Here is a 12,977-nt window from a genome sequence, read left to right as displayed (position 1 = left end):
AGTGCGTAAAAAAATCGTCTCCCCCTGCGAATAACCCCACGCACCTGCGCGTCTACCGGAACGCCCCGGAGCCCTTCACATCTCCGGCGGCAGCCGTCCCACCCCGTGAACACCCCTCAGGAGACGACCCATGACCTTCGACCCCGCCACCCTCTCGCCCCACGCCCGCGCCAAGTACATCCGCGTCGGCACCCACTACAGCTCCCACGACACCGTCGCCCAGGCTGGCGCCACCTTGCTCGCCCTCGCCAAGCACGCCCCTCAGCTCATCGACTACGGCTTCAGCCAGACCGACGCCCTCCTCCTCGAACAGGCCCGCGACGCCCTCATCGCCGGTGAAGTCACCCGCACCGCCCGGACCAACCAGCTCCGCCGAGACCGCCGCGCCTACGCCGACGCCATCCACCAGGCCAAGCACCACCGCGCCGCAGCCCGCACCATCCTCCTCGCCGTCACCACCGCCCTTCGCGCCGACGGCGCCCCCGAGGACCTCGAACGCCTCGCCACCACCACCCTCCAGCAGACCTCCCGCCTCCCACGCACCCGAGGCCTCGCCCTCCAGCTCCACGCCCACCTCGCCCTCCTCCTCGCCACCTTCCAGACCCCTGACATCACCACCGCAGCCCTCTACCGAGGCGGCCCCGCCATCGTCACCGCCCTTGCGGTCACCCTCACCACCCTCACCACCTCCCTCGAACACCGCTCCGAGAACCTCAGCTCCCTCGAAGAGACCGAGCACCTCAACCTCCTCGACGGCATCATCGTCACCCTTGCCCGCCAGGCCCGCCGAGCCGCCCGCCACGCCGGCCGCGCCCTTGGCACCCCCGTCATCGCCGACGCCTTCACCCTCCGCCTCCTCGACAACCCCCCCAGAAAACCCGTCCCCCCGAAGCCCACCCCCGACACCACCGCAGCCCCGCCCCCCACCGCCCCCGCTTCCAGCGCCCCCTCCACCAGCTCCCCCTCGTCCAGCAGACCCTCCACCAGCGCCCCCGCTTCCAGGAGATCCCCACCGAACGAAGCCTCAGATCACCCCTGATCTCCTGAAGCCCGCACCGCCCCGACGCCCCCTCGTCACCCAGCACGAGGACCCGCCCCAAAGCACGACCCCCCTGACGTCGCCGGCAGAGCGTAAACGCTGCCACCTCCGACGCAGTGCCCGCCTCCGACGCAGTGCCCCTCACGACGCAGCGCCCCCGCGCCAACAGAACGAGCTCTCGCGCCCGCTTCCATGCAGCAGCGCTCAGCGGCGCGCGGCTCCACGAGTGCAGCGCGGAGAGCCTGCTGTACGAGCCCTCGCGCCCGCTTCCGATGGGCTGCGCTCAGCAGCGCGCAAGTCGACTGGTACAGAGCGAGAGACCGCTGTTGCGGCCCTTGGGGAAAGCTTCGGGCGACGACGCGCGCGTCTGCGGACGCAGCACCTCGCCTGCATCACGCAGGGGCGGCTCAGCGGCTCAGACGTCCGCGGCTGCCGAGGTCGACGACGCGCGTTTGCTGGCGCAGCACCTCGCCTGCGCCATGCAGGGTGAACTCAGCCGCTCAGACTTCCACGGGTACCGCGATCTCGGCATCGAGGATGGGCCAGGGAGTCTCACGCGGACCGGCTTGCCAGTTGTCGTGGCGGCCATCCCAGTGAGCCACCTTCACCTCGGTGATCTCGACCCCGTCGATGCTGTGCAGACTCACCGAAACATACTCGCCACCAAGCTCCGCGACGTTCCCACGCACGAAGCCATGCACACCGCAGTGGTTGCAGAAGTAGCGCCGCATCCCGCTGGCGCCCCAGGTGTACATGCCCAGCGCATCTTCGCCTTGCACGAGCCGGAAGGCGGCGGGATTCACGATGAGGCCCGCCACGCCAACCTTCGTACAGTTGACGCAGTTGCACCCGGTCGCTTCAGCGGTGGGGTCATGGTCGACCTCGAATCTCACGAGCCCGCAGTGGCAGCTCCCGTGCAGCGTCCTGGTGGCGTTCGTGGCGGCAGCGTCGCGTGTCGTGTCGTCGTGGTCCATGGGATGCCCATCGTCCTTTCTCGGGTCGTGCGGTCGTTCGTCGAAGAGAGCGAGCGGTTGACGTCCGCTCGCGGCCAGCTCGGCGTGGCGGAATCGTGAGGCAGGCCGTCGTGGTGGGTGATGCTCAGACGCCAGCGGGGTGGATGGGCCAGGGAGTGGAGCGCGCGCCGGCTTGCCAGTTGTTGTGTCGACCATCCCAGTAGGTGGTCTCGAGCCGGCTCAGCTCGGCATCATCGAGACAGTTGAGGTTCACCCCCACGTAGTCCCCGCCGAGCTCCGCGAGGTGGCCCCGCGCAAAAGCGTGAATCCCACAGCGGCTACAGAAGTACCGACGGGAAACCTTGGCCCCCCACTCATAGATGGACAGGCGTTCCTTGCCGAGGACGAGTCGAAACGCGTCGGGTTTGACGATGGCGCTCAAGCTCGCGAGCTTGGTGCAGATGGAGCAGTTGCAGCGGGTGGCCCCCTCGGAGAGATCGAGGTCGACCTCGAAGGTGAGGTTGCCGCAGTGACAGCTCCCGCGGTGTGTGCGGGGTGTGGTCCGGGGCTGGGGCGCGGCGTGAGCGGGCTGGGTGGTTTCCATGGGGATCCTCGGGAGGTGGAGGGAGGTTGTCGGTGCGTTCGAGAGAGAGGGTAGCGAGGGGGGATGACAGCTCTATGTCAGGATTGTGGGAGGCCAGGGCGAGGGGGAGATTGGGGTGATGTGGGGAGGGCGGCGGTGAGCCGGAAGGGGGATCGGAAGGGGGCGGAGGAGGTGCTGGGGGCGGGCTTTGAGCGCGCGTGATGAGGGGTGAGCGCGCGAAAAATTCGAGCGCGTGCAGGAGTTCGGGCGCGTGCAGGAGTTCGGGCGTGCAGAGGGCTGCGCGCGTGAAAAGGAAGGCTGTCGCGGTGGTTCGCGGCGCTCTGGATCGTGGAGCGCAGCTCGTCAGGAGTTCGGGTTCGCGCGGGTTGGTCGTAGGGGTTCAGCCACCGTTTCCCGCAGTGCCGCCGTTGCCTCCAGCGCCGTTGGCCCCGGCAGCGCCGCCGCTTCCGCCAGCGCTGCCACCGTCACCGCCGTTGCCGCCCGAGGTGTGGCACTGATCGGAGGTCTTCCACGCGCCGGATTCGCAGGTCCAGGAGTACATGCACGCGGTGTCCGCGTACGAGCACGAGATCCCCTCGATGGAACAGCGTTCGAGATCATGCGGTCCGAAGGTGCTGCACGGGTAGCCGTCGCCCGCGCCAGCGCCACCGTTGCCAGCTTCGCCTGCCGATCCAGAGTCGCCGCAGGCCTGGAGCAAGGCGCCGACGAGGGGGAGAGCCACGAGGAATAAGAGCAAGAGGGGGCGTTTCATGGACGCAAGGATATCAGCGGGGAGAGGAGCCGGAGAGGGGTGGGAGGATACGTGGTCCCTCCCGGGGAGGCAGGTTCGGTTGCATGATCGGGGGAACGTGATGGCCTGGTGGATGTTCGTCCGGGTGACTGCGGGCTCGCTTCCGAAGGGGGAGGTGGAGCCTTGAGCGCGGTGGGTGGACGCGGGGCGCACGCCGGGGATGGTGAGCGTTTCGGCGGGGAGGCGCTGGTGCGGCTTCGCGCCGGGCTGGAGGAGGTGAACTGGCTCCTGGGGCGGGGATATCCGTTGGGGATGGTGGTGACCATGGTGGGGAATCACCACCAGTTCGATGCGCGGCAGCGAATGGCGCTGACGCGGGCTGGGTGCTCGGAAGAGCAACGCGCAGCGCGGCGGGCGCGGTGCGTGAAGCTGGAGGCGATGCGGGGAGCGTGGGTGGAGATCGACGGGCTGAATCTGTTGATCACGCTGGAGGTGGCGCAACGCGGCGGACCGCTGTTGCTGGGCGCCGATGGAGCGCTGCGGGATCTGGCAGGGGTGCGGGGGAGCTACGCAGTGCTGGACGAGACGGAGAGGGCGCTGGGATGGGTGGAGAAAGCGCTGCAGGAGGCGGGGGTGGCCGGCGCGCGGTGGTGGATCGATGAGGCGGTGTCGTCGTCGGGGCGGCTGAGGGGGGCGATCGAGGCGGGGTGGGGAAGGCGAGAGAGGGCGGAAGGAGAGGGGGAGATGGAGGCTGGAGAGGGGGAGGAGGAGCGAGGGCGGGTGGGGGTGGAGGCGGGGTTGGTGCGGGATCCGGATGCGGTGCTCAGAGGGAGGCGGGGGGTGGTGTCGTCGGATGGGGTGGTGCTGGACCGGTGTGAGAGCTGGGTGGATCTGGCGGGGGAGGTGGTGAGGCGATGGGTGAGAGGGGCGTGGGTGGTGAATCTGCTGGGGTGACGAGGATGGCGGTGGACGGTGGGGTGCAGCCGCCTCTCACCGCTTCTTGCCAGTCGGCTTCGGCGGATCCCGCAGCGCGCCCTCCAGCTTCGCGCCCATCAGAGCTTTCTCCTCCAGGCTCGCCCCCAGCAGATTCGCCCCGCGAAAGTCTGCCAGGAACGCGCTCACGTCTTCCAGATGCGCACCTGCCAGATTCGCCCTCCCGAGCTTCACGGACAGCAGGTTCGCGCGCGTCAGGTTCGCACCGCTCAGATTCGCGCCGACCAGGTTCGTACCTACAAGGTTCGCATCAACCAGGTTGGCGCGCGGCAGGTTCGCCCCTTCGAGATCGAACCCTGCCAGGTTGACCCCTTCAAGATCGGCATCCTCGCACGAGAAGCGCGGCGCCTTCACGCTCCGCTCGGGAACCGTGATCGACAGACTGGCCAGCAGCGTCTTCAACGCCCGCCGCTCACCCACCACCATCCCCGTCGCGCCGCTCATCAAGCTTCCGATCGCCAGCGCCGCCTCCCGCAACGCCGGCCGCCGATCCTCCTCCCACCGCGGCCGCTCGGGCCGCAGAAAATCGGACGTCTCATCGACGAAGGCGTCATGGGCCCACTGCAAGAGCGCCTCGCGCTCCGCCTCACTCCAGGAAGGACCATTCAGCTTCTCCAGCAGGAAGGCGAAGCTCTCATCCGCTGCACCGAGCAAGCGCCCCTCCAGCAACGTCCCTTCGTGAACCCGTCGCGCCTCCGCTCCGGGCCGAGCGACGATCCGGCGCAGCACGAGCGCCCAGTACCGCGCGACGAAGAACTCCCGGAATGCACGGTGGCCGAACACGAGGGGACCATCTTCACCGGCCGGCTCGAGCGGAAGCATCAGCGTCATCGCTGCGCGCACGAGCTGCCTTCCCCAGGGCTCAGCAGTCACCCCGAGCTCGGCTTCGAGGAGGCGCACCGCATCCTGCACCGTCAGCGCCTGCCCCCGCCCACGGCGCCCATGGATCGCCCAGGCGAGCCGCGACAGCAGCCAGAGCATCCCCTGCGCGCGTGCGGCCGAGGGGTCGTCCTCCAGGAAAGCGACCTCCCCCGGATGGCGCTCGCTCACCGCATGCAGCAGCCGCGTGAAGGCCTCCCAGGTTGCAGCGTCGCACGCTCGCGCATGGTCGCACTGCGCCGTGGCGAGCTGACGGAAGAAGCGTTCGTGGAGCGCCCCCTGCGGTCCTTGAGGCTGACCCAGCCCGGGGCGGGCGACGCCTTCATCGTCGGATCCATCGGTCGGCGGCTGGGCCTCCCAGGTCAGCGCCCTCATGAACAGCACGAGCGGCGTGCCCGCTGCGTCGACCAGGCCGCGCTCCTTGAACTGCTCCACGGTGAGGGGCGCCTTGCCGCTCCGCAGGTTCCAGCGCTCCAGCCACGCGGCGATCTGGCCGCCAGCCGGTGAGGTGTGGGGCGAGAGATCCTCGATGTACACGATGGGATGTTCGGCGAAGGCCTTCGTATCGGGGAGCGCAGCCTTGCGCGAGAACACGATCGCACGGTGGGTGTCACGGGTCGCATGGACGAGGTCCCGGAACAGCGCTTCCGTGGCGGTCAGCGTGAGTCCTGCTTCGTCGAGTCCATCCACCACGTAGACCACACGGTCGCCAGGCGAGGTGACCGCCAGCGAGGCCTCGTCGATGACCGCAGTGATGCCGAGGGAGTCGGCCTTGCGCTGAAGGGCGCAGCGCACGGCGGCGCCCAGGGAGGGGTCGTGGTGCGCGATGTCGCGGCCCCCGTCGATGACGAGGGGGAACGTGAGATCCGAGGCCATGCTGGGGTCGACCGTGACGTGACGGTCGGCCCAGGCCGAGGTGATCTTGCGCGCGGTGAGCGACTGGCCACGACCAGGTGCGCCACAGACGATGACGATGCGGTGCTTGGCGAGCAGCTCGTCGATCAACCCGAGGAGAGGGCGTGGCGTCGCGTGGCGCTGGAAATTCGGTGGCTCGGTCCAGGTCGCCAGGAGATCGAGGTCGAAGGCTTCGAGGGGGAGGTGAGGGATCCGCAGGGCGTCGGCTTCACCGAACATGGACCGAACTCGCGAGGCGGAGAGCGAGCGCATCAAGACGCCGCGCAGAAACGAAGGAGACATGGACGCGGTCGCATGAAGGGCGCGGACGAAGGCAGCCCCGAGCGGCGAGGTCATCGCCTCGGCGTGCGCAAGGAGGTAGAGGCGCTCGAAGGGGGTGCGGGCGGCGGGGGTCGCCAGATCGAGCGCGGGAGGGATCGCGTCCGCGCTGAGGGCTGCTTGCGCGAAGACGGCGCAGAGGGCCTTGTAGACGGGAGAGGCGAGCGGCGCGTCGACCAGATCGGACAGGCGCTCGAAGGGAGGGCCGAGGACATCGACGTCTGCTCGGGCGAGGTGATCCAGGGCAAGCCTCAGGCGCGGCTCGGCGCCCTTCGGACGCAGCGCTTCGCTCTCCATGTCGAGGCTGGCTCGTTCACCGGGCGCCTGGTGCGTGCGTCGTTCCACGCTGTGGAGCGCGCTCTGTCGGGTCAGTGCGAGAGCGAAGGCGCGCAGGAGGATGGCGATGTGATGCGCCACGGCGTCTTCAGAGGCGGTGAGGGCTCCGGGCGGCAGCAAGGCTGCGAGCGCGCGGGTCTCCTTCGCGAACCGGGTGAGGGCCAGGAGTGCCTCGGCGTCGAGGGTCCAGCGCGGTTGGAACCTGTCCTCGGTGAGGGCGGCGCGGAAGATCTCTCCCGCCACCTTCCACGCGCCATCGATGGTCACTGCATCCATGTCGAACTCGCTCTCCACGCTCGGCAGCCTATCGGGGGGACGCGTCACGGCGAAGTGTTCGGCGTCGTCGGTTCGGCGCGGTCACGGCGTACGGTCACCGTTGCTGGCCACCCGGTTTTGGCGGGTCGCGCAGAGCGCCCTCCATCTTTGCGGTCAGAAGCTGGTTTTGGTCCAACCTGGCCCCCACGAGGTTCGTGTCGCGGAGATCGGTGAGGAATGCGTTCACCTCTCGGAAGTCGGCTCCGGCGAGGTTCGCTCCTCGGAGGTTTGCCTTGTACAGGACGGTGCGGGACACGTTCGCACCCGCCAGGGTTGCACCGGAGAGGTCTGCCCAGTTCAGGCACCCATACTGCAAGGTCGCGCCGCTCAGGTTCGCGCCGCTCAGGGAAGCGTGCTCCAGGTTCGCCGACGTGAGGTTCGCGCGCGGGAGGTTGGCACCGTCGAGGTGACATCGACGCAGGTCGACGCCCTCGAGATCGGCGTCGTCGCAGGAGAAGCGAGGAGCTCTCAGGATGGGCTCGGAGACGGTGATCGACAGCCTGGTCAGCAGCGTCTTCAGGGTCGTGGGCTCGGTCGCCACGATCCCTGGTGAGCCGCTCAGCGAGCTTCCGATCGCCAGCGCCGCCTCCCGCAAGGCGGGTCGTCGGTCGTCCTCGGGCCTCGGTCGCTCGGGTCGGAGGAAGTCGGGGGTCTCGTCGAGGAAGCTCGCCTGGGCCCAGGGAACGAGGGCGCGGCGCTGCGGCTCGCTCCAGGACGGGCCGTTCAGCATGCCCAGGAGGAAGGAGAAGCTTTCATCCGTCGCGCCGAGCAAGCGTCCTTCCAGCAAGGTGGTCTCGTGGGAGCGTCGGTCCGCTCTGTCGGGTTCGGCGATGACCCGGCGCAGAACGAGGGCCCAGTAGCGGGCGACGAAGAACTCGCGGAAGGTCCGATGGCCGAACACGAGGGGGCCGTCTTCTCCGGGTGTGTCGGCCTGGAGGAGGATGGACTGCGCCGCACGGACGAGGAGGCGGCCAGAAGTCTCGGGCGGGAGGCCGAGTTCTCGTTGCAGGAGTCGCGCGGCGTCCGTCGGGCTCAGCGTCTCGCCGTGGCCCTGGTGCGCGTGGGTCGCCCAGGCGAATCGGGACAGGAGCCAGAGCATGGCCCGGGCGCGCGCCGTCGGGGCGTGCTCGGGGCCGGACAGGTCTGCTGGATGGCGCTCGCGGAGGGCTTGCAGGAGGCGCCCGACAGCCTCCCAGGTCGCGGGATCGTGCGTGCGTGCGTGGTCGCACTGGTCCAGGGTGAGTCGACGGAAGAAGCGTTCGTAGAGCGCTCCCAGCACGCTGGGTTCGTGGCCCTGGAAGGACGCGGGCATTCCTTCGTCATCCCACCCTTCGCCCGAGGGCTGGGTTTCGCAGGTCAGCGCGGCCATGAACAGCAGAAGCGGCGTCTTCAGCGCCTCGCCCGGGACGCGCGCGATCAGCTGGCCCATCGAGAGCATTGCCTTGCCGTTGCGCTGGTTCCAGAGTTCCAGCCACCTCGCCGTGTCGGTGCGGGATCCGTAGTAGCCACCGAGGGAGGGGTGGAGGGTCACCGTCGGCAGGCTGGAGATCTCCTTCGCGTCCGGGATCGCTTCCCATCGCAAGAACACCACGGCGCGATGGGTGTCGCTGGTGGTCTGCAGGAGGTCATTGAACAGGGACGCCACGCCGGCACGTGAAAGGCCTGCTTCATCGAGGCCATCCACGATGTAGATCACGCGCTCGCTGTCCGAGGGAGGTTTCCGTGCTTCGTCGTCGACGAGCTGCGCGAGACCGAGCCCTTCGGCCTGGCGCAGGAGGGCACGACGCAGGGCGGTGCTCAGGCAGGGGTCGTGGCTCGCGAAGTCCACGCCGCCGTCGATCACGATGGGGACGGGAAGATCGGAGGTCGTCGCGCTCGCGCGTGCCGTCACCTGGGACGCAGCCCATGCAGCGGCGATCTTCCGCGCGATGAGGGACTTGCCACAGCCGGGGGCACCGCACACGAGGACGATGGGGGAGATCGCGAGCAGCTGTTCGAGCAGCCCCTGAACGGTCTCGGCGGCCGGTGTTCGCGGGTGGTTCGGGGGAGGTTTCCAGGTGGCGGCGGGACCCACGTCGAGGGCCTCGAGGGGCAGGTGCGGGATGCTCACCGCGTCGACTTCACCGAACACGTGCTGTGCTCCCCATGTGCAGAGGGACCGCAGGAGGGCGCCGCGCAGGAGCTGGGGCGATCTGGGAGCGATCGCATGGATGGCGCGGACGAGGGAGGATCCCAGGGCCGAGGTCATCGCCTCTGCGTGGCACAGGACGTAGAGGCGCTCGAAGGTCGCGCGGGCCTCCGGGGTCTCCCGATCGAGCCAGGGAGGTGTTCCGTTCTCGCCGGGGGCCGATGTCGCGGCGGGATGCGCGAAGGCGTGAAGGAGAGCTTGATGGACGGGGGATGCGAGCGGCGCGTCGAGCCGTGCGGAGCGGGGATCGAAGGGGGCCGCGAGCGGGCGTCCATCGGCGCGGGCGAGGTGATCCAGCGCGAGCTTCAGGCGACGTTCTGCGTCCTTCGAGCGCTGCTCGGGGAGGGGCTGCCCGGGGTCATCAGGGCGCGGTGGTTCGTGCTCCACGTCGCGCGTGGTTCGTGTGCCTGGCGCTTGGAGCGGTGTGGGATGTCGCCGTCCGTCGAGCACCTGCTGGCGGTTCAGCGCGAGGGCAAAGGCCCGCAGGGTGACTGCGACGTGTTGCGCCAGGACGACTCCAGGAGCCCCGATGCTGCCGGGCGGCAGCATCCCTGCGAGCACGCGGCTTTCCTCGGCGAAGTGGGTGAGCGTGAGGAGCGCCGCTGGGTCGAGGGTCCAGCGCGGTTGGAACCTGTCCTCGGTGAGTGCAGCGCGGAAGATTCCTGCCGCCACCGTCAGCGCACCGTCCACAGTCACCGGATTCATGTCGAGTTCGCCCTCCGCGCCCGGAGACTACCGAGGGCACGCGTCACGATGGAAGCGCTGCGGCGCGTGAGGGGCAGCTAGAGTGGCGCCATGACGACGTCCGACGACGATCCGGAGCAGGGCTTGCGGCACGCGCTGGGTGGCGATCCAGACGGTGAGGGAGGGGAGAGCGATTCGCTCGCGTGGGGCTCCATCGGGTCGTCGTCGACCGACGGGGTCGCAGAGGCATTGCTGGCGCGGTTCGAGGCGCACCGGGCGCGTTCTCCGGAGCTGACGGACGAGGAGAGTCGGGGCTATCTCGTCGCGTTCGAGCGGGCGCGATCGGAAGCGGCCGCCACGGGGGGAGCGTCGTTCGAGCGGCTCACGGTGGCGCAGGTGCGCATCGAGCGCGCGCTCGGCGGGGATGAGGGGGCGCTGTTTCTCTTGATCGAGGCACTGACGGAGTTTCCGGAGAGTGAGGTGCTGTTCGCGCAGCTCGCCGAGGTGGTGCGCGGTGCGGCCGATGATCTGTCTCTGGAGAGCATGATCTATGAGCTGCCACGGACGCCGGAGCATGCGCGGTTGATCGAGCGGCTGTGGCGTCTCGCAAACGAGCCTCGGGAGGCGTTGCCGGCGTTCGATCAGCCGGTGCTCGGGAGCGCAGAGGAGGTGCCGGCGTTTTTTGCCGAGCTGCGCGCCATGCGGGAGCGCGGCGAAGGGGCGGAGGCCGTATTCCGGTATCGCGCGGCTTTCGGCGGATACCCGGGGCTGCCGGAGTCGAAGCGAGCGGTGGAAGAGGATCCCATCCCGCTGCCGGAGGGCTTCCGCTTTCGGCGTTGATGCGATGTCCGGGGTCGGGAGATGCCGTCGAGCGAGGGGGCCACGAGCAGCATGGACGGTGGCGTCGAGGGGCAGCGTTGTAGCGTGTGACACGCGGCGATGCAGGCCGTCACCGGGACCACAGCGCCCGCGGATCGTCGCGGGATGAAGCGCGCAGTGACCGGATGGGAAGCGTAGACTCGCGAACATGCCTGACTTGTCCGCACCTCTCGAGAACCCTTGGCCTCGTATCGATCGGTGGTTGCGTGCGCATGCGCCGTTCATCGGGCAGCAGCTCAGCGGCCCGGCGACGGTCGAGGCGCTGCACGCGCTGGAGCGGAGTGTGCGCGCGCCGGTACCGGCGTCGCTGAAGGAGGCGTACTTCGCGCATGACGGAGCACGCGAGGAGCGGCCGACGGTGTTCGCGGCGGCGCGTGTGCCACGGGAGGCGGAGTGGGCGCGGTGGATGTGGTGGCTGCCGATGTACAAGGCGCGCGCGCGGCACCAGTTCATGCTGGATCTCGGGATCGGGTGGTCGGATCGTTGGCTGCCGTTCGGTGAGGATGCCGGGGGGAACGTGCTGTACGTGGACCTCCGGTCGGGGGAGGTGTTCGCGTGGGATCACGAGACGGGGGAGGGGATCCTGGTGGCGCCGGATCTGCGCACGTGGATGACGTGGCTGGCCGATGACATGGACGCGCGCCTGGTGGCGAGCCGTCCCGATGCGGAGGAGGAGGATCTGACGCTGCTCGATGCGCCGCTGGCCCCGCTTCCCGTCGCACCGGCGGTCACGGCGGCGCGCACGGCGCGATCCTTTCTCGAGGTGCTGGAGGAGCGTGGGCTCGTCGCGGTCGACGAGGGGATGGATCAGAAGTCGCTGCTCGATGCGCTCAGCACGGCACTCGCGATCCGGAATGCGGAGAAGCGGCGAGCGCGGACCATCGCCGTGCTGGAGTCCGAGGCTGCCGTGGAGGAGATTTTTGCCGACAACGAGGTGCTGTCGGTGCTGATCGACGAGTTCGGCTGAAGCGCCTCCCCACCGAGGCAGCTCCTCACCAACCGCCCCACGCACCTCTCACCATGCGCCAATGCGTCGGGCGCTGACGCATTTCACACCGAAATGCCGAGCGTCGACGTGCCCCCGAGGAAGCAGGGCGGGGATCAGGAGCAGTCGGGAGAGGTGGTGCCGGAGTACGCGGTGACGACGCAGTCGTTCATGGCCGCAGTGAGGGTGGCGCAATCGATCTGGGCATCGTAGTGGGCCGTGCAGCCATTCACGGTGCCCTGATCGTATTGCAGGCAGCGGTCGCCCATGACCTGCGCGCGGACGAGGTCGGGGCACGTGCGGCCGGTGGAGAGGGTGCAGCCGAGCTCCGTGCGCTTGTCGTCGAATGCGTCCAGGAGGGTCTGGCACGCTTCGGCTTCGGCAATGCGCACGCCGTTCGTGGGCGGGCGCAGCTTGCCGTCGTCCGGAGGGTCGGTGTCCTCTTTGCCGGTCGAGTCTCCGTCGTCACCGCCACACCCCGAGAGGAGTGGCGTGACGAGGAGGAAGGTGGCGATGGAGAGGGCGCGGAGGGGGCTTTTCAGGATCACTCTTCGTCTTCGGGGCGCAGGGACTCGGCGAGGGTGGTCAGCACTTCCTGGGCAGACTCGATCTTGCGCCGAGGCAGGGTCTTGATGGTGGAGCGGACGATGGATTCGACGGTGCCCACGCGCATGGCGTCGAGCTCCTTGCCGCGGGGGGTGAGTTCGAAGAGCGCGCGGCGGCCGTCCTTGGGGTCGGCGCGGCGCTCGACGATGCCACGCTCCTGGAGGCGTCGAAGGACGCCGGTGAGCGTGCTGGGGTGCAGTTCGAGGATCTCCGCCAGCTCGCCGGCGGAGATGCCGGGGTAGCGGCCGACGATGCGGATGACGAGGCGCTGTGGGCCCGTCACGCCGATCTTCGCTTCCATTCGTTTCGACATGGACTGGAGTCCATGGTCGACGGCCCAGAGCAACCTCATGAAGTCAAGCACGTCACCCAGCCGAGGGTTGTCCTTGGAGCTGGGCGTCGCAATAGATGGACGCATAATGTTTGAGTTGCTACCTCGCCCGCGAGGCGTTGGCTAGGGGGGTCCGCGCGGACACGAGGGGGTTCATCGCGCGGTCTCAGGCGGTGCAGAGAAGCGAATGCGAGGCGCGGTGTTTGCTTCTGAGACGGTCGG

11 protein-coding genes are annotated in these 12,977 nt (G+C 69.0%); 4 read left to right on the top strand and 7 right to left on the bottom strand.

Going from position 1 to position 12,977, the window contains the following annotated elements:
* The first annotated feature begins 130 nt into the window (after window positions 1–130).
* Window positions 131–1,039, top strand: coding sequence for a hypothetical protein (locus tag CMC5_RS22780; RefSeq protein ID WP_050432393.1), 909 nt, complete (start codon window positions 131–133; stop codon window positions 1,037–1,039).
* Between the two features lie 500 nt (window positions 1,040–1,539).
* Here CMC5_RS22780 and CMC5_RS22775 read toward each other — a convergent pair whose 3' ends face one another.
* The 3 genes from CMC5_RS22775 to CMC5_RS46610 all read right to left on the bottom strand — a co-directional run bounded on the left by CMC5_RS22775 (window position 1,540) and on the right by CMC5_RS46610 (window position 3,347).
* The gene (locus tag CMC5_RS22775; protein WP_050432392.1) at window positions 1,540–2,013 is read right to left on the bottom strand and encodes a GFA family protein; all 474 of its coding nucleotides are present in this window, start codon (window positions 2,011–2,013) and stop codon (window positions 1,540–1,542) included.
* Window positions 2,014–2,137: 124 nt separating this feature from the next.
* Entirely contained in the window at window positions 2,138–2,596 is a 459-nt protein-coding gene (locus CMC5_RS22770; protein WP_050432391.1) for a GFA family protein, read from the bottom strand.
* Window positions 2,597–2,975: 379 nt separating this feature from the next.
* Complete coding sequence (locus CMC5_RS46610; RefSeq protein ID WP_179955477.1) at window positions 2,976–3,347, bottom strand: hypothetical protein; 372 nt, start codon at window positions 3,345–3,347, stop codon at window positions 2,976–2,978.
* A 108-nt stretch (window positions 3,348–3,455) separates the two neighbouring features.
* Between CMC5_RS46610 and CMC5_RS48625 the strand changes: the two genes are divergently transcribed.
* A complete protein-coding gene (locus tag CMC5_RS48625) occupies window positions 3,456–4,280 on the top strand; it encodes a DUF434 domain-containing protein (RefSeq protein ID WP_156338810.1) in 825 nt (274 codons plus the stop codon).
* A gap of 36 nt (window positions 4,281–4,316) precedes the next feature.
* On the opposite strand, the gene CMC5_RS22755 is transcribed toward CMC5_RS48625, so the two are convergent.
* Window positions 4,317–7,061, bottom strand: a complete 2,745-nt coding sequence (locus CMC5_RS22755; protein ID WP_050432388.1) for a pentapeptide repeat-containing protein — start codon at window positions 7,059–7,061, stop codon at window positions 4,317–4,319.
* A 76-nt stretch (window positions 7,062–7,137) separates the two neighbouring features.
* A complete protein-coding gene (locus CMC5_RS22750; RefSeq protein WP_050432387.1) occupies window positions 7,138–9,975 on the bottom strand; it encodes a pentapeptide repeat-containing protein in 2,838 nt (945 codons plus the stop codon).
* Window positions 9,976–10,065: 90 nt separating this feature from the next.
* On the opposite strand from CMC5_RS22750, the gene CMC5_RS22745 reads away from it, so the two are divergent.
* Together CMC5_RS22745 and CMC5_RS22740 are read left to right on the top strand one after the other, a co-directional pair.
* Complete coding sequence (locus CMC5_RS22745) at window positions 10,066–10,794, top strand: hypothetical protein (RefSeq protein WP_050432386.1); 729 nt, start codon at window positions 10,066–10,068, stop codon at window positions 10,792–10,794.
* Between the two features lie 187 nt (window positions 10,795–10,981).
* Window positions 10,982–11,800, top strand: a complete 819-nt coding sequence (locus tag CMC5_RS22740; protein ID WP_082362710.1) for an SMI1/KNR4 family protein — start codon at window positions 10,982–10,984, stop codon at window positions 11,798–11,800.
* A gap of 134 nt (window positions 11,801–11,934) precedes the next feature.
* Here CMC5_RS22740 and CMC5_RS22735 read toward each other — a convergent pair whose 3' ends face one another.
* The gene (locus CMC5_RS22735; RefSeq protein WP_050432384.1) at window positions 11,935–12,366 is read right to left on the bottom strand and encodes a hypothetical protein; all 432 of its coding nucleotides are present in this window, start codon (window positions 12,364–12,366) and stop codon (window positions 11,935–11,937) included.
* A complete protein-coding gene (locus CMC5_RS22730) occupies window positions 12,363–12,842 on the bottom strand; it encodes a MarR family winged helix-turn-helix transcriptional regulator (RefSeq protein WP_050432383.1) in 480 nt (159 codons plus the stop codon). The genes CMC5_RS22735 and CMC5_RS22730 overlap by 4 nt, the downstream gene beginning before the upstream one ends.
* Between the last annotated feature and the right edge of the window lie 135 nt (window positions 12,843–12,977).

It is taken from the genome of Chondromyces crocatus, from assembly GCF_001189295.1.
GTDB classification, from domain to species: Bacteria; Myxococcota_A; Polyangia; order Polyangiales; family Polyangiaceae; genus Chondromyces; species Chondromyces crocatus.
This window is presented reverse-complemented; position numbering and strand designations above follow the sequence as displayed.